This window comes from Streptomyces jeddahensis (genome assembly GCF_001642995.1).
Lineage (GTDB): Bacteria > Actinomycetota > Actinomycetes > Streptomycetales > Streptomycetaceae > Streptomyces > Streptomyces jeddahensis.
Genome location: NZ_LOHS01000057.1, coordinates 1 through 23,610, shown reverse-complemented (window position 1 = coordinate 23,610; position 23,610 = coordinate 1). Strand labels below are relative to the sequence as shown.

The 23,610-nt window shown below is 71.0% G+C and carries 16 protein-coding genes and 1 pseudogene; 12 read left to right on the top strand and 5 right to left on the bottom strand.

Annotated features, from left to right (window positions below; translation table 11 throughout):
* Positions 1-108 precede the first annotated feature (108 nt).
* On the bottom strand, positions 109-1,290 hold the full coding sequence (locus tag STSP_RS09010) for an adenosine deaminase (protein ID WP_408646250.1): 1,182 nt from the start codon (positions 1,288-1,290) through the stop codon (positions 109-111).
* 35 nt (positions 1,291-1,325) lie between these two features.
* Between STSP_RS09010 and STSP_RS09005 the strand changes: the two genes are divergently transcribed.
* Positions 1,326-2,105 carry a DUF4190 domain-containing protein gene (locus STSP_RS09005; protein WP_067274457.1) on the top strand — a complete coding sequence of 260 codons (780 nt, stop codon included), beginning with the start codon at positions 1,326-1,328 and terminating at the stop codon, positions 2,103-2,105.
* A gap of 63 nt (positions 2,106-2,168) precedes the next feature.
* Positions 2,169-2,678: a DUF4190 domain-containing protein gene (locus STSP_RS09000; protein WP_067274455.1), complete on the top strand. Its 510-nt coding sequence runs from the start codon at positions 2,169-2,171 to the stop codon at positions 2,676-2,678.
* Between the two features lie 34 nt (positions 2,679-2,712).
* Here STSP_RS09000 and STSP_RS08995 read toward each other — a convergent pair.
* A pseudogene (locus STSP_RS08995) lies at positions 2,713-3,284 on the bottom strand (NADAR family protein).
* A 207-nt stretch (positions 3,285-3,491) separates the two neighbouring features.
* On the opposite strand from STSP_RS08995, the gene STSP_RS08990 reads away from it, so the two are divergent.
* From STSP_RS08990 to STSP_RS08965, 6 genes are all read left to right on the top strand, one after another.
* The gene (locus tag STSP_RS08990; RefSeq protein ID WP_067274454.1) at positions 3,492-5,027 is read left to right on the top strand and encodes a gamma-aminobutyraldehyde dehydrogenase; all 1,536 of its coding nucleotides are present in this window, start codon (positions 3,492-3,494) and stop codon (positions 5,025-5,027) included.
* A gap of 106 nt (positions 5,028-5,133) precedes the next feature.
* Positions 5,134-6,378, top strand: coding sequence for a polyamine ABC transporter substrate-binding protein (locus STSP_RS08985; RefSeq protein ID WP_067274452.1), 1,245 nt, complete (start codon positions 5,134-5,136; stop codon positions 6,376-6,378).
* 142 nt (positions 6,379-6,520) lie between these two features.
* Positions 6,521-7,672: an ABC transporter ATP-binding protein gene (locus STSP_RS08980; RefSeq protein ID WP_408646249.1), complete on the top strand. Its 1,152-nt coding sequence runs from the start codon at positions 6,521-6,523 to the stop codon at positions 7,670-7,672.
* Positions 7,669-8,598 carry an ABC transporter permease gene (locus STSP_RS08975; protein ID WP_067274446.1) on the top strand — a complete coding sequence of 310 codons (930 nt, stop codon included), beginning with the start codon at positions 7,669-7,671 and terminating at the stop codon, positions 8,596-8,598. The genes STSP_RS08980 and STSP_RS08975 overlap by 4 nt, the downstream gene beginning before the upstream one ends.
* Positions 8,598-9,404: an ABC transporter permease gene (locus tag STSP_RS08970; RefSeq protein WP_067274443.1), complete on the top strand. Its 807-nt coding sequence runs from the start codon at positions 8,598-8,600 to the stop codon at positions 9,402-9,404. The genes STSP_RS08975 and STSP_RS08970 overlap by 1 nt, the downstream gene beginning before the upstream one ends.
* A gap of 41 nt (positions 9,405-9,445) precedes the next feature.
* A complete protein-coding gene (locus tag STSP_RS08965) occupies positions 9,446-10,864 on the top strand; it encodes an NAD(P)/FAD-dependent oxidoreductase (protein ID WP_067274440.1) in 1,419 nt (472 codons plus the stop codon).
* A gap of 45 nt (positions 10,865-10,909) precedes the next feature.
* On the opposite strand, the gene STSP_RS08960 is transcribed toward STSP_RS08965, so the two are convergent.
* Together STSP_RS08960 and gabT are read right to left on the bottom strand one after the other, a co-directional pair.
* Positions 10,910-11,539 carry a phosphatase PAP2 family protein gene (locus STSP_RS08960; protein ID WP_332835355.1) on the bottom strand — a complete coding sequence of 210 codons (630 nt, stop codon included), beginning with the start codon at positions 11,537-11,539 and terminating at the stop codon, positions 10,910-10,912.
* A gap of 493 nt (positions 11,540-12,032) precedes the next feature.
* Positions 12,033-13,367, bottom strand: coding sequence for a 4-aminobutyrate--2-oxoglutarate transaminase (gabT, locus tag STSP_RS08955; RefSeq protein WP_067274437.1), 1,335 nt, complete (start codon positions 13,365-13,367; stop codon positions 12,033-12,035).
* 398 nt (positions 13,368-13,765) lie between these two features.
* Between gabT and STSP_RS08950 the strand changes: the two genes are divergently transcribed.
* The 3 genes from STSP_RS08950 (at position 13,766) to STSP_RS08940 (ending at position 19,808) form a co-directional block, all read left to right on the top strand.
* The gene (locus STSP_RS08950; protein ID WP_067274434.1) at positions 13,766-15,949 is read left to right on the top strand and encodes an ATP-binding protein; all 2,184 of its coding nucleotides are present in this window, start codon (positions 13,766-13,768) and stop codon (positions 15,947-15,949) included.
* Between the two features lie 243 nt (positions 15,950-16,192).
* Positions 16,193-18,064, top strand: coding sequence for a PucR family transcriptional regulator (locus STSP_RS08945; protein ID WP_067274431.1), 1,872 nt, complete (start codon positions 16,193-16,195; stop codon positions 18,062-18,064).
* A gap of 283 nt (positions 18,065-18,347) precedes the next feature.
* A complete protein-coding gene (locus STSP_RS08940; protein ID WP_067274430.1) occupies positions 18,348-19,808 on the top strand; it encodes an aldehyde dehydrogenase family protein in 1,461 nt (486 codons plus the stop codon).
* A gap of 112 nt (positions 19,809-19,920) precedes the next feature.
* Here STSP_RS08940 and STSP_RS08935 read toward each other — a convergent pair whose 3' ends face one another.
* Positions 19,921-22,764, bottom strand: coding sequence for a glycoside hydrolase family 3 C-terminal domain-containing protein (locus tag STSP_RS08935; protein ID WP_067274427.1), 2,844 nt, complete (start codon positions 22,762-22,764; stop codon positions 19,921-19,923).
* 420 nt (positions 22,765-23,184) lie between these two features.
* Here STSP_RS08935 and STSP_RS08930 point away from each other — a divergent pair.
* Positions 23,185-23,610 (top strand): twin-arginine translocation signal domain-containing protein (locus STSP_RS08930; RefSeq protein ID WP_157902799.1); only part of this gene is annotated, 426 nt, incomplete at its 3' end.

Genomic DNA, 23,610 nt, shown 5'->3' with positions numbered 1-23,610 from the left:
CCCCGGCCTCCGTGCCGGCCCCAGCCTCCGGAACGGCGCCGAGGCCGGCACGGCCGCGCCGGCCTCGGCCGCCGATGCCGCGGCCGCCGTCAGTCTGGACGGGACTGCTCATCCCGCGAGCCACTCCGCCGTGTAGGCGTCGATCTCGGCGGAGAGACCGGCCTTGCCGGGGGCGTCGAGGAAGGACGCCTCGACGGCGTTCTTCGCGAGGGCGGCGAGCCCCTGCTCGTCGAGACCGAGGAGGCGGGCCGCGACCGCGTACTCCGTATCGAGGTCCGTGCCGAACATCGGCGGGTCGTCGGAGTTGATCGTGACCAGGACCCCGGCCGCCGCCATCTCCTTGATCGGGTGCTCGTCCAGGGTGCGTACCGCGCGGGTGGCGATGTTGGAGGTCGGGCAGACCTCCAGCGGAATGCGCCGCTCGGCGAGGTGGGCGAGCAGCTTCGGGTCCTGCGTGGCGCTCGTGCCGTGACCGATGCGCTCCGCGCGCAGCTCGGTCAGGGCGTCCCATATGGTCTCCGGGCCCGTGGTCTCGCCCGCGTGCGGCACGGAGTGCAGACCCGCGGCGATCGCGCGGTCGAAGTACGGCTTGAACTGGGGCCGCGGCACGCCGATCTCGGGCCCGCCGAGCCCGAACGAGACCAGGCCCTCCGGGCGCAGCCCGTCACTGGTGGCGAGCCGCGTGGTCTCCTCGGCCGCCTCGAGACCCGCTTCGCCCGGGATGTCGAAGCACCAGCGCAGTACGACACCGAGTTCGGCCTCGGCCGCCTTGCGGGCGTCCTCGATGGCGTCCATGAAGGCCCGCTCGTCGATGCCGCGGCGGGTCGACGAGTACGGGGTGATGGTGAGCTCGGCGTAGCGCACGCTCTGCCGGGCCATGTCGCGGGCCACCTCGTACGTCAGCAGGCGCACGTCCTCAGGCGTGCGGATCAGGTCGACGACGGACAGGTACACCTCGATGAAGTGCGCGAAGTCCGTGAACGTGAAGTAGTCGGCCAGCGCTTCGGGGTCGGTCGGCACCTTCGAGTCGGGGTGGCGGGCGGCGAGCTCGGAGACGATCCGGGGGGAGGCGGAGCCGACGTGGTGCACGTGCAGTTCGGCCTTGGGCAGTCCGGCGATGAAGGTCCGCAGATCGCGGTGGCGGACGCGGTCGCTGTCGCGGCGGTCGGTCAAGGGTCCCTCCCGGGAACGGCGCCTGCCGGTGTGCGGTGGGCGCGGTGATCGGCTGATCGGTGGTTCAGGGATCAGAGTAGGCGGCGGTCGGCGCCGAGTCCGTGTGGGCCCTAACATGACCAGCACGCAGACGACGAGGGGGGCTCGCCCGGATGAACGACGACAACCAGCACATACCGGGCGATTCCGCACCCCGGGACCCGTGGGCACCGCCCGAGGATTCCGCCCCCAGGATCGGCCTGAGCAAGCCGCAGCAACCGCCGGTGCCACCGCAGCACGCGCAGGACATGCCGACGCAGCGCGGGCAGGACGTGCCGCAGGTGCAGGATCAGGAGACGCTCATCGACGGCCGGGTGGGCGGTTCCTTCGCGCCGCTGGACGGCACCCTGGGCTCGGGTCCAGTACCGGGTCCCGTTCCAGGCGCGGGGCCTATCCCGGGTCCGGGTCCGCTTCCGGGCCCGGGCGACGCGGTGCCCCCGGTGCCGCCCGCCCCCGACGGCCCGGACCTGGGTTACGGAGGCCTCCCGCTCTACCCCGAGACCTCGGTGGCAGCACCCGGACCCGGCGGCTACGGCTATCCCGGATACGCGTGGCCCGGTATGCCGGTGCAGCCGCGCAACGGGATGGGCATCGCCGCCATGGTCCTCGGCATCCTCTCGGTCTGTCTCTTCTGCCTGTACGGCGTGGTCAGCATCGTCCTCGGCATCCTCGCCCTGATCTTCGGTGTGCTGGGACGCAGACACGTGCAGCGCGGCCAGGCCACCAACTCCGGAATGGCCATCACGGGGATTGTCACGGGCATCGTCGGCATCGTGCTGGGAATAGTGGTCGTGGGCCTGATGATCTGGGGGTTCAGCAAGTTGCCGGAGTACGACGACCCGAGTGAAAGCGACCCCTACTCCACCTCTCTCATCGTGGGCGCCGGCAGCTGAGCCTTTTGGTCGTGCACATGGTCATACGATGGCTCGACTCATTAACGGAGGGGAGATCGTCTCGTGTCCGATCCGAATGCACAGCCCGGTGGTTTCGGACCACCCGGCGACCACGGAAACAACCCGTACGGGGCGCCGCAGCAGCCGCCCACTCCGCCCACTCCCGGATACGGATACCCGGGTCCGGCGACCCCGCCGGCCACTCCCGGATACGGCTACCCCGGTCCGGCGACACCCCCGGCCGTACCGCCCGCCACGCCGTACGGAGCACCGGGTTATGCGGCGCCCACGCAGCCGAGCAACGGTATGGGCACCACCGGTCTGGTCCTGGGCATCATCGGCGTCGTCTGCACCCTGACGGGTTTTCTGATCTTCTTCGGCATCATCCTCGGCATCCTCGCGATCATCTTCGGCGCGATCGGCCGGGGCAAGGCCAACCGGGGTGAGGCGACCAACAAGGGCGCCGCGACCACCGGACTCGTGTGCGGCATCGTGGCCACCGTGTTGCTGCCGTTGCTCGGACTCCTGCTGGTCGCGGTGGGAGTCATAGGAGGACTGGGGGCAATGTCCTGACCCACGCCCGCCCCTGACGGTCCGGCGCGGACCGTCAGGGCCGGTCAGGGAGTTCCGCCGCGAGCTGCTCGCGCGCCTCCATCAACGCGAACCCCAGCAGATTCAGTCCGCGCCAGCGCTCCGGATCCCCGGCCCGCTCGTCGTCCGCGGCCAGTCCGATGCCCCATATCCGGTCCATGGGACTGGCCTCGACGAGCACCCGGTCCCGCGTGGCCAGCAGGACTCCCGCAGGTCCGCGTGCGCCGAGAACTTCTGGACGCTGCCCTCCACCACGATCGCGAACCGCTCGCGCGCCCATATCGCCTCGTCGAAGCCGCGCACCAGCCGCCCCGCCTTCTTCGCGGCGGCCGGCGATGAGGGGGCCAGCACACGCTCTTCGGCCTCGGCGTCGCCGAACAGCCGCGCCTTCGCCGCCATCATCCAGTGCTCGGCTGTCGCATACTCCACCCCGCCGACCCGGAACGGGGACGGCCACCACTGGCTCAGGCAACCCGCGCCCACGGTCCCGTCCGGCCGCGGTCTGTGCCCCCAGAAATGCAGGTACTCGACGCTTGCCCCCGAGCGGATCTCCCTGGTCAGGGATTCCCAAGAATCGATCGTCACCATGGCCCCGAGTCTGGCAGCCGCCACTGACACAAGGCTCTGCATTTCCATGGCTCGCGGCCTGCGCCTCGACAGATTCCGTTGCGTAACCAAACGGAAACAACGGAATCACTTGTTGGGCGAGTATTGCTCTGTCAGGATCGGCACTCACATCGAGCTGGAGCCACGCCTGCCCTCACGTGTAAGGGGAGGTCGGCGGAGGAGAGCGACATGCACAACCCGGGGCACGGAAACCGCGACCGCTGGTCAGCGCAGGACCGTTTCGCGGAGGGCGCGCAGTACATCGCGGGCCGCCCGGCCGAGGGCACCTCCGGTCGCACGCACGCGGTGGTCGACCCGGCCACGGGCGACGAGGTGTACACGTACAAACTCGGGGGCCCTGCGGACGTCGACGCGGCCGTCGCCGCCGCGCGCGAGGCGTTCCCGGGATGGTCCGGCGCCACGCCGGGCGAGCGCTCCGACGCGATGCACCGTTTCGCCGCCGTACTCGCCGAGCGTGCCGACGAGTTCGCGCACGCGGAGTCGCTGCAGTGCGGCAAGCCGATCAAGCTGAGCCGGGAGTTCGACGTGCCGGGCACGGTGGACAACACCGCGTTCTTCGCGGGCGCCGCCCGGCATCTCCAGGGACAGTCCGCGGGGGAGTACAGCGGCGACCACACCTCGTACGTCCGGCGCGAGCCCATCGGGGTCGTCGGGTCCGTCGCCCCCTGGAACTACCCGCTGCAGATGGCCGCTTGGAAGATCCTGCCGGCCATCGCCGCCGGCAACACCATCGTCCTGAAGCCTTCCGAGCTCACGCCCCTGACCTCCCTGCTCTTCGCACTGGCGGCCACCGACGCGGGCATTCCCGACGGTGTCGTCAACATCGTCACCGGCGCGGGCCAGGACGCCGGCGAGCATCTCGTCGGGCACCCGAACGTCGCCATGACGTCCTTCACCGGCTCCACGGGCGTCGGCAAGCGCGTCGCCGAGATCGCCACCGCAACGGTCAAGCGGCTCCACCTCGAACTGGGCGGCAAGGCGCCCTTCGTCGTCTTCGACGACGCCGACCTGGAGGCCGCCGTCCACGGCGCGGTCGCGGGCGCGCTCATCAACACCGGGCAGGACTGCACGGCCGCCACGCGCGCGTACGTGCAACGTCCGCTCTACGAGGCGTTCGTCGAAGGCGTCGCCGACCTGATGGAGACCGTGCGGCTTGGCGACCCCTTCGATCCGTCCACCGACCTCGGCCCGCTCATCTCCCATGCCCAGCGCGACCGCGTCGCCGGATTCGTCGAGCGCGCCAGGAGTTACGCACGGATCGTCACCGGCGGCGAGGCACCCGGCGGCACCCTGAAGGACGGCGCCTACTACAGGCCGACGCTGATCGCGGACGCCCCCCAGGACAGCGAGGTCGTGCAGTCCGAGATCTTCGGGCCGGTGCTCGCCGTGCTCCCCTTCGACAGCGACGACGAGGGCATCCGGCTCGCCAACGACATCCCGTACGGTCTCGCGGCCTCCGCCTGGAGTCGTGACGTGTACCGTGCGAACCGCGCGACACGCGAGATCAAGGCGGGCTGCGTCTGGGTCAACGACCACATCCCGATCATCAGCGAGATGCCGCACGGCGGATACAAGGCATCCGGCTTCGGCAAGGACATGTCCTCGTACTCGTTCGACGAGTACACGCAGATCAAGCACGTCATGTTCGACAACACCGGGGTGGCTGCGAAGGACTGGCACCGCACGGTGTTCGGCGATCGGTAGCGGGCGCCCGGTCAGCGGCACCCACCACCCGCGAGGCCCCACCCCCGTCCCCCAGCAAGGACACCCCACCACCCCAAGGGAACCGACCCGAAAGGGCACCACGCGCATGCAGCAGTACGAGCCCGACCCGCTTTCCCGAGCCCAACTGGCCGCCATGCGGCGCAGTCTGAGGAACGGCCGAGCCGCCCTCACCCGCCGTTCCCTGCTGCGCGCCTCCGCCGGCGGCGCGCTCGCCGCCGGCGGGCTCGGGGCGCTCAGCGGCTGCGGGATCCCCCCGGCGAGCAAGACCCAGGGCGTCTCGTCCGAGGACCACTCGGCCAAGGAGAAGGAGATCAACTTCTCCAACTGGACCGAGTACATGGACGTCGACGAGAGCGAGAAGCACCACCCGACGCTGGACGCGTTCACCAAGCGCACCGGGATCAAGGTCAAGTACACCGAGGACATCAACGACAACGTCGAGTTCTTCGGCAAGATCAAGCCGCAGCTGGCGGCCGGTCAGGACACCGGGCGCGACCTCATCTGCGTCACCGACTGGCTCGCCGCCCGGCTCATCCGCTTCGGGTGGGTCCAGAAGCTGGACCCGTCCAACCTGCCGCATGCGTACGCCAATCTGTCGTCCCAGTTCCGCAGCCCCGACTGGGACCCGGGCCGCGCGTACTCGTACCCCTGGACCGGTATCTCGACCGTCATCGCGTTCAACAAGAAGGCCCTGGACGGCGAGAAGGTCTCCTCGGTCTCCGACATGCTCGACAACCCCAAGCTCAAGGGGCGCGTCGGTTTCCTCTCCGAGATGCGCGACAGCATCGGCATGACGATGCTCGACATGGGCAAGGACCCCGGGAAGTTCACGGACGACGACTTCGACGCGACGGTCGCCCGGCTTCAGAAGGCCGTCGACAAGGGTCAGATACGCCGCTTCACCGGCAACGACTACACGTCGGACCTCACCAAGGGCGACCTCGCGGCCTGTCTCGCATGGGCGGGCGACGTCGTCCAGCTCAAGGCGGACAACCCGGACGTCGACTTCGTCATCCCCGACAGCGGCTACCTCACGTCCACGGACAACCTGCTGGTCCCCAACAAGGCGCGCCACAAGACCAACGCCGAGCGGCTCATCGACTACTACTACGAGCCGGGCCCGGCCGCGCAGCTCGCCGCCTACATCAACTACGTGTGCCCCGTCGACGGGGTGCGCGCGGAGCTCGCGAAGATCGACGAGGACGCGGCGAACAATCCGCTGATCATTCCCGACAAGGCGATGGCCGCCAAGTCCAACGCCTTCCGGTCGCTGACGCCGAAGGAAGAGACGGCGTACGAGGAGAAGTTCGCCAAGCTCACCGGGGCGTAGGCACTGGCCTCTTACGGTGCCGGGGCGCAGGTACCGCGCGCAGTTGCCCTGCGTCGTGGGCTGTGCCCACCCGTTCCGCCCCGCGGAACGCCTGCCCACAGCGGTATCCCCGTCTCCCCTCCCTCGACCCATGGGAACACTCATGACCGACACCAACGGCGACGTTCGCCTTTCCGGGATCAGTAAGACCTACGGCTCGTTCACCGCCGTGCACCCGCTCGACCTCACCGTGCCGCAGGGCAGTTTCTTCGCGCTGCTCGGGGCGTCCGGGTGCGGTAAGACCACCACGCTCCGCATGATCGCCGGACTGGAGGAGCCCACCACCGGCACCGTCTCGCTCGGCGACCAGGACGTGACCGCGCTGCCCCCGTACAAGCGGCCCGTGAACACCGTCTTCCAGTCGTACGCGCTGTTCCCGCACCTCGACGTCTTCGAGAACGTCGCCTTCGGCCTGCGCCGCCGCGGCATCAAGTCCGTGAAGAAGCAGGTCGAGGAGATGCTCGACCTGGTGCAGCTGGGTGAGCAGGCCCGCAAGAAGCCGCACCAGCTCTCCGGCGGCCAGCAGCAGCGCGTCGCCGTCGCCCGCGCGCTGATCAACCACCCCAAGGTGCTGCTCCTCGATGAGCCGCTGGGCGCCCTCGACCTCAAGCTGCGCCGGCAGATGCAGCTCGAACTCAAGCGCATCCAGACCGAGGTGGGCATCACGTTCATCCACGTCACCCACGACCAGGAGGAGGCCATGACCATGGCCGACACGGTCGCGGTGATGAACGCCGGCCGCGTCGAGCAGCTCGGCTCGCCCGCCGAGCTCTACGAGAACCCGCAGTCCACGTTCGTCGCCAACTTCCTCGGCACCTCGAACCTGATCAAGGCCGAGGTCGACGCGAAGAGCGGCGACGAGATCGTCGTCAAGGCGGCCGACAGCAAACTGCTGCTGCCCGCCGCACGCTGTTCCGCCCCCGCCTCCACCGGCGGCAAGGTGCTGGTCGGCATACGCCCCGAGAAGATCTCCCTCACGCACGCGGACGACGCCGGCTCGATCCCCGACGGCCGCAACCGCATCACCGGCACCATCGCCGACACGAGCTTCATCGGCGTCTCTACGCAATACGTCGTCGACACCCCGGTCTGCGATGAGTTCGCGGTGTACGCCCAGAACATCGAGCGCGACGCCCGCCTGGTGCCCGGCGCCGAGGTGGTCCTGCACTGGAGCCCCGCCCACACGTTCGGTCTGGACGCGGCCCAGGACATCGATGCCGGTATCGAGTCAGTCGAGGAAGAGGCCGCGGCATGACGACCGTCACCGAGGCGCCACCGCTCGCGCCCACGCCCGTCGAGGAGCCGCGCAGGCCGCGCAGGCGCGGCCGCCACGTCCCGTACTGGCTGCTGCTCCCCGGCATCCTGTGGCTGCTGGTCTTCTTCGCGCTGCCGATGGTCTACCAGGCCTCCACGTCCGTGCAGACGGGCTCCCTGGAGGAGGGGTACAAGGTCACCTGGCACTTCGCCACCTACTGGGACGCGCTGTCCGAGTACTGGCCCCAGTTCCTGCGCTCTGTGCTCTATGCGGGCGTGGCGACCGTGCTGTGCCTGCTGCTCGGCTACCCCCTCGCGTATCTGATCGCCTTCCGCGCGGGCCGCTGGCGGAACGTGATCCTGGTCCTCGTCATCGCGCCGTTCTTCACGAGCTTCCTGATCCGTACGCTCGCGTGGAAGACGATCCTCGCGGACGGCGGCCCGGTCGTCGGTGCCCTGAGCACCCTGCACGTCCTGGACGTCACGAGCTGGCTCGGCATCACGGCCGGCGAGCGCGTCCTGGCCACACCACTCGCGGTGGTCTGCGGCCTGACGTACAACTTCCTGCCGTTCATGATCCTGCCGCTGTACACCTCGCTGGAGCGCATCGACGGGCGGCTGCACGAGGCGGCGGGCGATCTGTACGCGAAGCCGTTCACGGCTTTCCGCAAGGTGACGTTCCCGCTTTCCATGCCGGGCGTCGTCTCCGGCACGCTGCTCACCTTCATTCCCGCCAGCGGCGACTACGTGAACGCGGATCTGCTCGGCTCGACCGACACCCGAATGGTCGGCAACGTCATCCAGACGCAGTTCCTGCGGATTCTCGACTATCCGACGGCCGCAGCGCTGTCCTTCATTCTCATGGCCGCGATCCTCGTCATGGTCACCCTCTACATCCGCAAGTCCGGAACGGAGGATCTCGTCTGATGTCCCTTGGATCCTTCGGGCGCTCGATTCGCAGGAATCTCGTCGTCATAGCGGGCCTGCTGACGCTGGCTTATCTGCTTCTGCCCAATATCGTCGTGACGGTGTTCTCCTTCAATGATCCGAAGGGGCGCTTCAACTACGAATGGCAGAAGTTCTCCACGGACGCCTGGACCGACCCGTGCGGCGTCGCCGACCTGTGCGGTTCGCTCGCTCTCAGCCTGCAGATCGCCGCCTGGGCCACGCTCGGCGCCACCGTCCTCGGCACGATGATCGCCTTCGCGCTCGTCCGCTACCGCTTCCGGGCCCGCGGGGCCGTCAACTCGCTGATCTTCATGCCGATGGCGATGCCCGAGGTCGTCATGGCCGCATCGCTGCTCACGCTGTTCCTGAACATGGGCACGCCGCTGGGCTTCTGGACGATCCTCATCGCGCACATCATGTTCTGCCTGAGCTTCGTGGTCACGGCCGTGAAAGCGCGTGTGATGTCGATGGACCCGCGCCTCGAGCAGGCGGCACAGGACCTCTACGCGGGCCCCTTCCAGACGTTCATCAGGGTCACGCTGCCGATCGCCGCCCCCGGAATCGCCGCGGGCGCGCTGCTCGCCTTCGCGCTCTCCTTCGACGATTTCATCATCACCAATTTCAATGCCGGCTCGACCGTCACCTTCCCGATGTTCGTCTGGGGATCCGCGCAGCGCGGTACGCCCGTTCAGATCAATGTCATCGGTACGGCGATGTTCCTCGTGGCCGTCCTGTGCGTCCTGGCCGGAATGATGGTCGGCCGCCGCAGCAGGCAGAAGGCATAGCTTTCAACACCTTTCCGGAAAACTGTGGGGAGTTGACAATCATGGCCTCAAGCGCCATGAACCAGTGGACGAAATCCCTTTCCGACGCCCAGCCGGTGTCCTACTGGCTGGACGACCCCGGCAGGCCGCGCCCCGAAGCCGCCCTCGCCGGCGCCGAGCAGTGCGATCTGCTCGTCGTCGGCGGCGGCTACAGCGGACTGTGGACCGCGCTCCTCGCCAAGGAGCGCGACCCGGACCGCGACGTGGTGCTCGTCGAGGGCCGTGAGGTGGGCTGGGCCGCCTCCGGCCGCAACGGCGGCTTCTGCGCCGCGTCGCTCACCCACGGCTTCGCCAACGGCCAGTCCCGCTGGCCGGACGAGATCGCGCGACTGGAGGAGCTCGGCGCCCGCAACCTCGACGCGATCGAGGCGGCGGTCGCCCGCTACTCCCTTGACTGCGACTTCGAACGCAGCGGCGAGATCGACGTCGCCACCGAGCCGTACCAGGCCGAGGAGCTCCGCGAGACGTACGAGGCGATGCGCCGCCTCGGTCTCGCGGACGACATCGAACTCCTGGACGCGGAGGCGGTAAAGGAACACGTCGACTCACCGACATTCACCGGCGGACTCTGGGACCGCCGCGGCGTCGCCCTGCTCCACCCCGCCAAGCTCGCCTGGGGCCTCAAACGAGCCTGCCTCTCGCTGGGTGTACGGGTGTACGAGCACACCCCGGCCCTCTCCCTGACGCCGCGCGGCGCCGGCATGGGCGTCCGCACGCCGTACGGCCGCATCCTGGCCCGCCGGGTCGCCCTCGGCACCAACGTCTTCCCGTCCCTGGTCCGGCGCGTCCGGCCGTACACCGTCCCGGTCTACGACTACGCGCTGATGACCGAGCCGCTGAGCCCGGCCCAGCTGGCCGGCATCGGCTGGAAGAACCGCCAGGGCCTGGCCGACGGCGGCAACCAGTTCCACTACTTCCGGCTGTCCGCGGACAACCGCGTCCTGTGGGGCGGCTACGACGCCGTCTACCGGTACGGCGGCCGGGTGCGTGCCGAGTACGACGACCGGCCGGACACCTACGCGAGGCTGGCGGGCCATTTCTTCCGCTGCTTCCCGCAGCTCGAGGGCGTGCGCTTCACGCACGCGTGGGGTGGTGCCGTCGACACCTGCTCCCGTTTCTCGGCCTTCTTCGGCACGGCGCACCAGGGCCGCGTCGCCTACGCGGCCGGCTACACGGGCCTCGGTGTGGGCGCCACCCGTTTCGGCGCGGACGTCATGCTCGACCTGCTGGCCGGCGAGCGCACCGAACGTACGTCCCTGGAGATGGTCCGCACGAAGCCGCTGCCCTTTCCTCCCGAGCCGTTCGCCTGGACGGGCATCGCGCTCACCAAGTGGTCGCTGGCGCGCGCCGACGCGAACGGCGGCCGGCGTAACGCGTGGCTGAAGGCGATGGACCGGCTGGGCCTGGGATTCGACAGCTGATCAGGGCCGCCACGCGCGCGTGCACCCGTTCACGGTGAAGGCTGCTTACGAAGGCGAGTCGCCACGGGCTTCGCCGAATCTGTCCACACATGCGCTCAGCAGCACGAGGAGCGCCCCGCACAGGCACCAGCTGCCCAGCACGTCCAGCGGCCAGTGGTAGCCACGGCGCACAAGGCCGAATCCCACGGCTGCGTTCAGCACCAGACAGCCGATCACCACCTCGCGGCGGGTGTAGGCGCTGCCGCGCAGATACGGAAGCAGGAGCAGCGTCGCCGCTCCGTACGCCACGACCGCGGTGGCGGTGTGCCCTGAGGGGTAGAAGCCGTCGCCGAGCGGCATGCCGGGCGGGCCTGGGCGGTCGATCAGGAGCTTCAGCGGGACGACCAGCAGGGGGACGGCTGCCATCGCCAGCAGGGCGGCCAGTGGCGGCAGCCACCAGCGGGGTGCACCGGTGCGGCGGGCGTACCAGGCCACGTATCCGGCCACCCCGGCCAGGATCGGCACTGCGACCGTCATGCTGCCCAGGTCGGCGAAGAATTCCGCCACGGTGTTGGGGAGGCGGGTCTGCCGGGCCGCCAGGCCGATGCGCTCGTCCGCCCGGCGGAGTGGGCCGTCGACGGCCACCTGCCAGGTGAGAAGGGCGAAGAGGAAGAGGAGGGCGGTCAGGCCCTGCACGCGCGGGCTCCGAAGCGCGTTCGGCCGCCCCGGAACAGGGGGGGTAGTTCCGAGGCGGCCGTCCTGGCCGGTTTGCCGCACGCCCCGGGGGGTTTGGGGCGGGCGGCCGTCCGACCGGTGAGGAGTTCCGGAGCCTGAAACTCCGGAGGTGTGCGCGAAGGCACGACCAGGACGGAGCTGGGGAGGCCACGACCTGGCGTCGCCCACAGTCGCCTGTGAGCGGGGTGTTTCTCTCATCTGGCTCAAACCTACGGCAGGGGTGCGGGACCGAACAGGCGGAACGGCATCCTGCCATGGCCCTCGCACACGTTCTTCACACCCTCTGACCGTTACCCCAGGTCACGACAGTTCTACCGTGTGGCGTCCACACATGTCAGAGCACATTCGGAGCCGGGAAACGCCCGCTTCGGGCGGTTCCCGGCTCCTGCCTGCTCTGCAGCTCCCGGCCGGTTCCGCACGGCGGTGCGGCTTCTCAGGCCGGTGGTGTGGCTCCTCAGATGCGGGCCAGGGCCGCCTCGATGATGTCCAGGCCCTCGGTGAGCAGGTCCTCGCCGATGACCAGCGGCGGCAGGAAGCGCAGCACGTTGCCGTAGGTGCCGCAGGTCAGGACGAGCAGGCCCTCCTGGTGGCAGGCCTTGGCGAGCGCGGCGGTGGCCTCCGGGTTCGGCTCCTTGGTGGCCGGGTCCTTGACCAGCTCGATGGCGATCATCGCGCCGCGGCCGCGCACGTCGCCGATGATGTCGTACTTGTCCTGCATGGCGTTGAGGCGGTCCTTCATGACCCGCTCGATGCGCTTCGCCCTGGCGTTGAGGTCGAGCTCCTTCATCGTCTCGATCGCGCCGAGCGCGCCCGCGCAGGCCACGGGGTTTCCGCCGTACGTACCGCCCAGGCCGCCCGCGTGCGCGGCGTCCATCATCTCGGCGCGGCCGGTGACGGCGGCGAGCGGGAGGCCGCCCGCGATGCCCTTCGCCGTGGTGATCAGGTCCGGGACGATGCCCTCGTCCTCGCAGGCGAACCACTGGCCGGTGCGGCAGAAGCCCGACTGGATCTCGTCGGCGACGAAGACGATGCCGTTGTCCTTGGCGAACTGCGCGAGCGCGGGCAGGAAGCCCCTCGCCGGCTCGATGAAGCCGCCCTCGCCGAGCACCGGCTCGATGATGATCGCGGCGACGTTGTCCGGGCCGACCTGCTTGGTGATCTGGTCGATGGCCTGCGCGGCGGCCTCGGGACCGCAGTTCTCCGGGCCGGTCGGCCAGCGGTAGGCGTACGCCATCGGCATGCGGTAGACCTCGGGCGCGAACGGGCCGAAGCCGTGCTTGTACGGCATGTTCTTGGCGGTCAGCGCCATCGTGAGGTTGGTGCGGCCGTGGTAGCCGTGGTCGAAGACGACGACGGCCTGGCGCTTGGTGTAGGCGCGCGCGATCTTGACGGCGTTCTCGACGGCCTCGGCGCCCGAGTTGAACAGGGCGGACTTCTTCGCGTGGTCGCCCGGGGTCAGCTCGGCGAGCGCCTCGGCGACGGCCACGTAGCCCTCGTACGGCGTGACCATGAAACAGGTGTGGGTGAAGTCCTGGAGCTGGGCGGAGGCCCGTCGTACGACGGCCTCGGCGGAGGCGCCGACGGACGTCACGGCGATGCCGGAGCCGAAGTCGATCAGCCGGTTGCCGTCGACGTCCTCGATGATGCCGCCGCTCGCGCGTGCGGTGAAGACCGGCAGCACGGAGCCCACGCCCTGCGCGACCGCGGCGGTACGGCGGGCCTGCAGCTCCTGCGACTTCGGGCCGGGGATGGCGGTGACGACGCGGCGCTCCTGCGGAAGTGCACTCATGCGGGGCTCCTGGGTGTGCTGGGTGGTGTTCGCGATAGTCGTATCCGGGTTTGTATCCGGAATGTCCGGACTTCCGGACGCTTCTTTTGGGCGCATGCGTTCCGGACGCTTCGGTTCTCTCTCCGCAGGCTAGGTCCGAGGGAGGGGAGTGGGCATGCTCCATGAGGGCGTTGTCGGAGGGGTGGGTTGTCCTCCGTGGACATAGCCGGCTCTCCGCAGTGGACATTGCGCCCGCCGGGCGCCCGCGCCTGAGCGGTGACGCATTCACGCACTCATTCCCGCAGGCCCGGGCGCGTACCCGGTGAACTCCCCATACGGGCGCACTAGATTGACTCGCGAACGTCGCAGGACGCATCACGTACGGACTGGCAGACCGGCAGGTCAGGGGGCAAGGGGCGATGAACACCGACGGCACGCAGGACGCACACGGCGCACACGCCGATCCGGTGCCGCGCCCGGCCGGGCCGCCGCCGACCGCCGCACCGGCGTCCGATGTGCCGTCGCAGCCCGCGCGACCCCCGGCCGCCGGCCAGCTGGCAGGGATCCCGCCTCGGCCCGTGCGGGCGCCCGGAGCGCCTGCCCTACCCGATGGGTCCGGCTTCCTGGCCTGGCTGCGGGCCCCCCGGCCCGACGCCGCGCCCGGTATCTGGCGGTTCGGGCATCGGCCGCGGCCTGCCGAGGAGCCCGAGGTCGTCCCGGCGCGGCAGTTGCTGAGCGGGGCGCTCATCGCGTTCCTGGTGGGGTGGCTGATCTGGTCGCTGCTGTGGAACGGATACCTGGGCGGATGGTGGCTGCTGCCGCTCTACGCGATGATTCCCGACTCCTGGGCGGAGCCCCACTCGTTCGCCGCCGTCGTCGCCGTCTACACGTACTACACCGTCGTCGCCCTTGTGATCATGGTGGGCGTCGGACGGCTCGGCCGGTGGTCTGAGGTCTGGCGACGGTACGGGCCTCCCGCGTGGCGCCGGGCCGGGCCGCGGGCCGAACCCCCGCCCACGCCCTCGGAGGACCCCGCCGAATGGCCCCAGCTCAGGGCCGCCGGCGCCCAGGAAGCCGCCGACCGGCTCGCAGCCGAAGCCCGCGCCGGGCTGATGCGCGACGTCGACCACGCGAGGATCACGCGCGCGTGGCAGGGCGTGCGCAGCGGGCGGCACAACCTCGCGGCCTTCACCCGGGCCGTCCTCAAGGACGGAGCCGCCGCCTGTCTGCACCCCTCCGGCGAGCGCGACCTCCCCGTCCGCGCCGCCCGGCACGATCTGGCCACCGCGCAGGTACGGATCGGCACGACCGCCGACGACCCGCGCAACCCCTACCAGTACCGCGGCACCGGACTGGCGCTCGGCCCCGATCTGCTCGGCACCTCGCTGCTCGCCGTCGGGCCCGCTGGATCCGGCAAGACCAGCAGTGTCGTACGGCCGCTCGCCGAGTCACTGTGCCTGCAGGCGCTCGCGGGGCGGGCCGCCGTGGTCGTGGTGGGGGCCGCAGGCGCCGGGCTCGGGCCCGCCGACGCGTACGACGTCGTCGTGCGCATCGGCGATCCCGAATCCGCCTACGACCTCGATCTGTACGGCGGAACCCATGATCCGGACGAGGCCGCGGCGGTTCTCGCCGAGGCCCTCGTCGGCGACCTCGCGGACCCGCATCCCGGCGGCGGCAGCCGGCGCTCGACCACGGTGCTCGCCCAGCTCCTCGGGCCGTTCCACGCGGTCCACGGCCGCTTCCCCTCCGTACCGGAGCTGCGGCAGCTCCTGGACGGTGCGCCCGGTCCGCTGGGCGCGCTGCGCAAGGCGCTCACCGACGCGGGGCAGCAGGCGATGCTGCGGGAACTCGACGCGCGGGAGCGGCAGTTGGGCCATCCCGGGGATCTGGGAAGTGTGCTCGCCGACCGGATCGCTCTGCTCGACCGGCCCGCCTTCGCGGCCTTCTTCGACACATCGGGCCAGGGGCGCCCCTTCTCGCTGCGGGCGCTCGACCATCCCGTCCGGGTCCGTATCGACCTCCCCGAGCGCGGGCACGCCGACGCCTCCCGGATCCTCGCCAGGCTCGTGCTCGCCCAGTTCACGGCCAGCGCCGCCGTCCGCGAGGACCGGTCGCTGTTCGCGTGCCTCGTCCTCGACGACGCGACGGGCGCGGTCACGCCGGAGGCCGTGCGCGGTATCCAGCGGCTGCGGTCGGCGAACGCCGGGGCCGTCCTGACGCTGCGTACACTCGACGACGTTCCGCGGCCGCTGCGCGGGCCCCTGCTGGGCTCGACCGGCTGCCGCATGGCGCTGTCGGGGCTCACGCCGTGGGACGGGCAGGACTTCGCGGAGGTGTGGGGCAAGGAGTGGACCGAGGCGCGCGACGTCACCGACCGGCAGATCATCGCCGAGACCCCGCTCGGCAAGACCGTGCATGTCCTGCGGCGCGTGATCACCGGTAACGCTCCGACGGCCCGCGCCGTGACCGTCCGGCAGGTCGAGCGCGAGCGCTGGTCCGCCTCCGAGCTGGCCCACGGCGTGCCGCCCGGGCATGCGGTGCTGTCGCTCACGAACGTACGGGGTGAGCACGCGCCGCCGCTGCTGGTGGATCTCAGGAGCTGAGGGCCGGCCTTCGGCTTGTGGAGGTGTGGTGACGGTGTGACGTTCGGTCATTCGGTCGTCACGTCCGGACATTCCTCACTTGGGCACCGTACGGTGAGGCAGAATCGGCAGTGGTCGTTCATACGCGGCGGCCAAGGAAGCGCCTCGGTAGCACCCGGGCATCACGCCGATGTCACCTCGATGCCACCCCGGCCGACGACCTGCGAACCCGCCCCACGACCTGTGAAGAAGATCTGAAGACCCATGCGCCCCACGCTCGCCTCGCTCGTCCAGCACTCCGCGCTCAAGCTGAAGGTGCGCGCGGGCGAGGACCACCTGGACACCCCCGTCCGGTGGGCGCACGTGAGCGAGCTGGCCGACCCCGTGCCCTACATGGAGGGCGGCGAGCTGCTGTTGACCACCGCGCTCAAGCTGGACGCGGAGGATCGCGAGGCGATGCGCCGCTATGTCAAGCGGCTGGTGGGCGCCGGTGTCACCGGGCTCGGCTTCGGCGTCGGCGTCAACTACGACGACATCCCCGACGCGCTCGTCGAGGCGGCCGAGGCGGAGGGCCTGCCGCTGCTCGAGGTGCCGCGGCGGACGCCGTTCCTCGCCATAAGCAAGGCCGTGTCGGCCGCCATCGCGGCCGATCAGTACCGGGCGGTGACCGCCGGTTTCGCCGCCCAGCGCGAACTCACCAAGCAGGCGCTGAGCGGCGGCCCCGAGGGACTCCTCGCCGCGCTCGCCGCGCAGGTCGACGGCTGGGCGGCGCTGTACGACGCGTCCGGCGCCGTCGTCGCCGCCGCACCGGAGTGGGCCGCCCGGCGGGCCGCCCGGCTCACCCCCGACGTCGAGCGCCTGCACCAGCGGACCGCTCCGGCGAGTGCCGTCGTGGGCGGCTCACCGGGCGACGGGGGCGGCGAGGACCGCGTGGAGCTGCACTCCCTCGGCACCGGCCGCCGGGCGCGCGCCGCGCTCGCCGTCGGCACCGCGTCGACGCTGGGCACCGCGGAGCGGTACGCCGTGCACTCGGCGATCGCCCTGCTGACGCTCACCACGGAGCGGTCCCGTTCGCTGCACGCCGCCGAGCAGCGCATCGGCGCCGCCGTGCTGCGGATGCTGCTGGCCGGGCAGCCCGACCACGCCCGGGCCGTCGCCGGGGGCCTGTACGGCGGGCTGCTGGACGCGCCCTTCCGCGTGATCATCGCGGAGGCGGCACCGGCCTCGGCGGCGCGGGCCCACGCCAAGGGTGCCCCGTCCGCCGGGCGGACGGACACCGGCGATCCCGACGGCACGTCCCACGAGGACACGCCCGCGCGGGCGCAGGGAGGCGGGCACGCGCGCGTGCCCGCGGGTCAGTCGCAGGCGGGTGGCCTGGCGGGTGTGTCTGCTGCCGCCCCATCGAAGGCGAGCGGCCACGCGTGCGTGCCGGCTGCGATTCGGCCCGCGATTGCGTCGCCCGCCGGCGATGCTCCGGCCGGCGACCCGCGGGCCGCACTCGCCGACGTCGTCGAGGCCGCCGCGGCGCGCGCCGGTGAGGCGCTTCTCGTGGTCCCCGACGGCGACCGGCTCGTCCTGCTCACCGCCGACGGAGGGGCCGCGGTAGCGGCGTGCACCCAGTACGCCGACGCCCTGGAGCACGCGCGTGCCGCAGCACGCGACGCCGCCGCGCCCGAGGCCACGGCGCGCGAGGGCACTTCAGGCGAGGAGCACGAACTCGTCGTGGGCCTGTCCGCGCCGGCCGGCCCGATCGCCGCCGCCACCGCCTACAAGCAGGCCGAACAGGCCCTGTCCGTCGCCCGCCGGCGCGGACGCTGCCTCGTCGAGCACGAGGAGCTGGCCGCCGGCTCCGTGCTGCCGCTGCTCGCCGACGACGCGGTACGCGCCTTCGCGGACGGGCTGCTGCGCGCCCTGCACGAACACGACGCGCGCGGCCGCGGCGACCTCGTCGCGTCCCTGCGGGCCTGGCTGTCACGCCACGGCCAGTGGGACGCGGCGGCCGCGGACCTCGGCGTCCACCGCCACACACTGCGCTACCGCATGCGCCGCGTCGAGGAGATCCTCGGCCGCTCCCTGGACGACCCGGACGTACGCATGGAGCTGTGGCTGGCGCTGAAGGCGACGGCAAGCGAGTGACAGGATCCGGGGTCACGAGCGAGTGATGGGTTCCGGCTGCACGGCTTGACTCGGGGCTGCACGGTTTGACGGCGACGTACGTCTTGTCGGCGACGTACATCGTGGGCACACAGCGGCACACTGCCAAAGCGGTGTGCCCGGCGGGCCGATCACTCCGTACCGGACAAGCGACCCCGGCTGTCCCCGGCCCTACGGTGGGACACGGACCACCCGGGCCGGCGGACCACGCACCACCGGCCCACGAACCACCCGAGACACCGACAGCGGAAGGGCCGGGACCCACATGCCACAGGTACACGAGGCAGCCACCCACGCGTTCTGGCTCGCCGGCCGTCAGGCCACCGGCGAGGCCACCTTCGACGTCAGCTCCCCGTGGAACGGGCGGCTGGTCGGCAAGGTCAGCGTCCCGACCGACGCCCAGATCGAGGAGGCCGTGGCCGCCGCCTACGCCGTCCGGGACGCATTCGCCGCGACCCCCGCGCACGTACGGGCCGCCGCCCTGGACCACGTGTCCAAGCGGCTGGTCGAGCGGACCGAGGAGATCGCCCAGCTGATCTCCGCCGAGAACGGCAAGCCGATCAAGTGGGCGCGCGGCGAGGTCGGCCGTGCCGTCTCCGTCTTCCGCTTCGCGGCTGAGGAGGCCCGCCGCTTCAACGGCGGCGAGGCCCAGCGCCTCGACACCGACGCGGGCGGTGCGGGTCGCCTGGCCCTGACCCGCCGCTTCCCGAAGGGCGTCGTCCTCGGCATCGCGCCGTTCAACTTCCCGCTGAACCTGTGCGCCCACAAGATCGCCCCGGCCATCGCCGTCGGCGCGCCGATCATCCTCAAGCCCGCGCCCGCGACCCCGCTCTCCGGGCTTCTCCTCGGCGAGCTGCTCGCGGAGACGGACCTCCCGGCGGGCTCCTGGTCGGTCCTTCCGGTGCCCAACGACCGTATGCCCGCCCTCGTCCAGGACGAGCGGCTGCCGGTGATCTCCTTCACCGGTTCCGACAAGGTCGGTTACGCGATCATGGACTCGGTGCCGCGCAAGCACTGCACCCTGGAGCTCGGCGGCAACGGCGCGGCCGTCGTCCTCGCCGACTACGCCTCCGACGAGGACCTCGACTGGGCCGCGAACCGCATCGCGACCTTCTCCAACTACCAGGGCGGCCAGTCCTGCATCTCCGTCCAGCGCGTCATCGCCGACGCCTCCCTCTACGACCGCCTCGTGCCGCGGATCGTGGCGGCCGTCGAGGCGCAGGTCACCGGCGACCCGTCGGACGACGCCACCGACGTCGGCCCGCTGGTCAGCGAGGACGCCGCCAAGCGCGTGGAGTCCTGGGTCGACGAGGCCGCGCAGGCGGGCGCCCAGGTGCTCACCGGCGGCAAGCGCGACGGCGCCTCCTACGCGCCCACCGTGCTCGCCGATGTACCGGCCGGCGTGACCCTCTCCTGCGAGGAGGTCTTCGGGCCGGTCCTCACCGTGCAGAAGGTGAACGGCGAGGCTGAGGCATTCGCCGCCGTCAACGACTCCAAGTACGGCCTGCAGGCGGGCGTGTTCACACACGACCTGCAGACCGCGTTCCGCGCCCACCGCGCGCTGGAGGTCGGCGGCGTGGTCATCGGCGACGTGCCGTCCTACCGCGCCGACCAGATGCCGTACGGCGGCGTCAAGCAGTCCGGTGTGGGCCGCGAGGGCGTGCGGTTCGCGATGGACGACTACACGTACGAGCGGGTCATGATCCTGACCGGTCTCGCTCTCTAGCCGAGCACCGGCCGGCCGCCGCGATACGCGTGGCGAAGGGGCCCGGCACCGGAGCATCCCACTGCCTCCGGTGCCGGGCCCCTTCCTCTGTGCGCCGGCTTCTTCCGGACCCTCAACCAGAGAAGCCGACGTGCGCGAGCCGCAGCGGGCCGCGCAGCCTGATGTGCAGGTCGTGCACGCCGGAGGCCGCGAACGCGGCGCCTACGGTGGCGTATGCGTAGGGGCCGCCGGTCGCCGGGACGGCGACCGTGGCCTGCACCTCGCCGTCCGGCAGCCGGAGCTCGACGGTGCCCTCGCCCGCTGCCTCGACCGACACCTCGCTGACACCGTCACCGAAGTCGCAGCTGGAGAAGACCAGTTCGCCCGCCTCACCGTCCACCGGTGTCACCGCGTCGCCTGCCGTCTTGCTACGGTCGACGATCGCGGTGCCGCGCTGCTCGTCGTAGTCGGCGGCGTCCAGGCCGTGCGCGATGACCGGACGCGGGCCTGCTGCCTCGCCGTCGATCCGGACGGTCTCGCGCAGCCGGACGTCCTCGCTGGAGGCCCCCGCCAGCAGCTCGTACTCGCCCGGCTCCACCCACCAGCGGCCATGGGCGACGTCCCAGAACCCCAGCCCGCTGACCGGGAGTTCGAAGGACAGCTCGGCCGACGCGCCGGGTGCCAGGTGGACGCGGCGGTACGCGGCCAGTTCGCGGCGCGGCCGCGGGACCGACGGGTCGACGGCCCGGGTGTAGAGCTGGGCCACCTCGTCGGAGGGCACATCGCCCGTGTTGGTCACGGTGAAGGAAACCCGGACCATCTCCCCGTCCCGCCGCACCGACAGGTCGTCGTACGCGAACGACGCGTACGACAGGCCGTGGCCGAACGGGAAGAGCGGGGTGCCCTCGAAGTACAGGTACGTCTGGCGGCCGCCGATGATGTCGTAGTCGAGCAGGTCCGGCAGGTCGTCGTCCGACGCGTACCAGGTCTGCGGCAGCCGGCCGGCAGGGGAGACGTCGCCGGCCAGGACGCGGGCGAGCGCGGTGCCCGCCGCCTGGCCGCCGTGCGCGGTCCACAACACGGCCGGGATGTCCTCGTGGTCGACCACGTACGGGTAGGCGGAGACGAGGGTCAGGACCGTGCGCGGGTTCGCCGCGCGTGCGGCGCGCAGCAGGCGTTCCTGCTGGCCGGGGAGGCGCAGTGTGGGGCGGTCCTCGGTCTCGCGGCCGTTGATGTGCGGGTCGTTGCCGGCGACCACGATCACCGCGTCGGCCGCGGCGGCGGCGCGGGCCACCGCGTCCTCGCCGCGCTCGGTCACGACCACCTCGAAGACCTCCGCGTCGGACGGGTCTTCCGCGGCAACCTTCACGCCGTCGGCGGCGACAGTGACGTACCGGCCCGTTCCCAGGTGCTTCAGGAGGTGACCGTTCTCGTGGGTCTCGGACGCTTCGAGGCGGAAGAGCTCCTGGACGACCCAACCGCCGGGCTGGTCCGCGGAGGCCCGGACGAAGCCGTCGTCCGCGACCGACAGATAGCGGCCGTCGGGGGCGCGGAACGTGAGCACGCCCTCGCCCCAGTCGATCAGCGCGAGGTCGGTCCCCGCGGCGTCGGCGGTCAGCGGCGGCAGGTCCGTGCGGCCCGCGAGGAGCGCCGGGTCCAGGGCGCCCTCGGCCCCGCGCACCTGGTCGTCCGCCTCCTCGGCCTCGGGCACCGCCAGATACGCACCGGATGCGGTCTTCAGCCGTACGCGGTCGACTCCCTCCGCGAACTCCACCTGACTGGCGCCGAACCGCTCGTACAGGCCCTCCAGCGGAGTCGAGCGGTGGATCAGCGTGCCGCTGTACCAGTCGAGCTTGCTCTCGTCGGCGAGCAGGCCCACCACGGCGATGCGGGTGTCCGCGGCCAGCGGCAGCACGCTGTCGTTCTTGAGCAGGACGATCGCCTGCTCGGCGGCCTCCTGGGCGAGCGCTCGGTGCTCGGGCGTGTCGAAGTCCTTGGTGCCGGCGTACGGGTCGAGGTCCGGGTCGAACTCGCCGAGGCTGAGGCGGACGGACAGCTGGCGGCGCACCGCCGTGTCGATGTCCGACTCGGACAGCAGCCCCTGCTCGAGGGCGCCACGCACGCGTGCCACGATCTGCGAGTTGTCCGTGCCGTGGTCGGTGAAGCTGTCGACGCCCGCGATCAGCGCGGCCGCCGTCGCCTCCTCGTGCGTGTCGAAGTAGTGCTCGGAGTCGACGAGGTTCGACGGCGCCCCCGCGTCCGAGCAGACCAGCAGGTCGCGGTCCGTCCAGGCGCGCAGGTGCTCGCGCAGATACGGCGAGACGTGGTTGGGGCGGCCGTTGACGAGGTTGTACGCCGGCATCACGCCCGCGACCGCGCCCGCCTCGACGGCGTCGCGGAAGGCCCGAAGGTCGTACTCGTGCAGCACGCGCGGGCGGACCGAGGAGGAGGTCACGTCGCGGCCGGTCTCGTTGTTGTGCGCCAGCCAGTGCTTGAGGACGGGCGCCGTACGCCAGTAGGCGGGGTGGTCGCCGCGCAGGCCGCGGGTGTACGCGGTCGCGATGGCCGAGGTCAGCTTCGGGTCCTCGGAGTAGCCCTCCTCGTTGCGGCCCCACAGGGGGTGCCGCAGCAGGTTGACCGTGGGGGACCAGACGTTCAGGCCGACGCGGTCGTCGCGGGCGCGCATGGCGCGGACCTCCGTGGAGACCGCCTCGCCGATCCGGCGTACGAGGTCGTCGTTCCACGTCGCGCCCAGACCGACCGCCTGCGGGAACACGGTCGCCGGGCCCATCCAGGCCACGCCGTGCAGCGCCTCCTGGCCGGTGCGGAACGCCGCGACGCCCAGCCGCTCCACGGCGGGGGCGAACTGGTGCAGCATCGCGATCCGTTCGTCGAGCGTGAGCCGCGCGAGCAGATCGTCGACGCGTTCGCTGGACGGCAGTTGCGGATCGCGGAAAGGCAGCGAATGTGCGGTCACGTGGGAATCCCCTTGTGGTGGAGCGAGCTGTGCGCGGTAGGCGCCCCGGGTGGTCGGACGATCCGAGTGTGGTCGAACGAGGGTGCGCGCTTTCGAAGCGCTTCGATGCTGTTGCCGTGAAGCGGTGAGTGTCAAGACACGTCATGGCAACAACTCTCGGCCTGGAGTCTCGCATGAGCCCGATGCCCGCCCCGTATATAGGTCGGATACAGGTCGGAGCAATGTTGGGATCGGCTCTTGTGCGCCTCGGGGTGTTCACTTAACCTCGCAGCAACATCGAAGCGCTTCGACGACGGACCGGGCACCGCCTGTGCGTGCCCCCTCCGATGTCCGCTTCAGCTCAGCCAGTTACTCACGACACCGCAGCCGACCGGTGGCACGCCCCCCGGGTGTCCTGGTGCGCCATGAAGGGTTGACGCAATGACGCCGAACTCCTCCTCCGCGAGCTCCGCCCCGAGCCGGAGAAGCTTCCTCGCCTCGACCGCGGTCGCCGCGGCTGCTGTCGCCGGCGGTGTGCCGCTGCTGAGTGCCTGTGGCGGGTCGGACAGCGGTTCGCGTGAGGGCGCCACGTCGGGCAAGGACGCGGACAAGCTGCTCCCGACGTTCGTCGCCAGCACGGTCGCCAAGCCGGACATTCCGTCGAAGAACGGTTCCACGGCCGGCTACACCAGCAAGATCGATCTTGCGGCCCTTGCCACCTCGGTCCCGAAGAAGCTCGGTACCGGCGCTCCCCTCAAGATCATGGCCCCGCTCTGGGGCACTCCGCCGAAGCCGGATTGCGCGTATTACACGGCGCTCGACGCCGAGGCGGGCACCAAGATCACCTGGCAGAACCAGGACGGCAAC